Below are 527 nucleotides of genomic sequence, written 5' to 3'. Positions count from 1 at the left end.
GCGGCAAGCAGGGCCTTGTACTGGCTGTCGTTGTCGCTGTACGTGTCGAGGAAGCGCTGGCCGGTGGTGGCCAGGATCTGGTCGGACACGAGCTTCTGCTCGTAGAAGCCGTCGCCCAGCCGCTTGGGCTGGCCCGAAGGCGTCAGGAACATGGCGCCTGCGGGCACCTGGGTATCCCAATCGCCCCACTGCGCACCCGGTTGCGCGCCCGGCTTGACCAGCAGGTTGAGCAGGTAGTCGCTGGAGACGACCGGACGCTGCCCCACGAAATGCGGATCGGTCGCGACGAGGTACGGGGCGTCCGCCCGGCCGTTAACCGCGAATAATTGGTTATCCGGGACGGCGGCCGGGCTGGAGACACTGCGCACCACGGTGGCGCCGGGCAGGCTGACGCTGGTGACCTGCACGGGCCCGGGCGCGATGCCACCATGGCTGGCGCCGGGGCGGGAGCCGTTGAGCTGGACGGTGAGATTGCCGCCGGAAGTGCCGACCGGTAGCTCGATGGGCTGGCCCGCCAGAGTATTGCG

1 protein-coding gene is annotated in these 527 nt (G+C 69.1%); it reads right to left on the bottom strand.

Annotation, left to right across the window (positions count from 1 at the left end; translation table 11 throughout):
- A partial coding sequence (locus CEY08_RS30055; RefSeq protein ID WP_170946347.1) for a hypothetical protein occupies positions 1-527 on the bottom strand: 527 nt, incomplete at both ends.

It is taken from the genome of Achromobacter insolitus (assembly GCF_002209555.1).
Lineage (GTDB): Bacteria > Pseudomonadota > Gammaproteobacteria > Burkholderiales > Burkholderiaceae_B > Achromobacter > Achromobacter insolitus.
The sequence above is the reverse complement of the archived record's forward strand: the minus strand, read 5'-3'. Positions and strand labels throughout refer to the sequence as shown.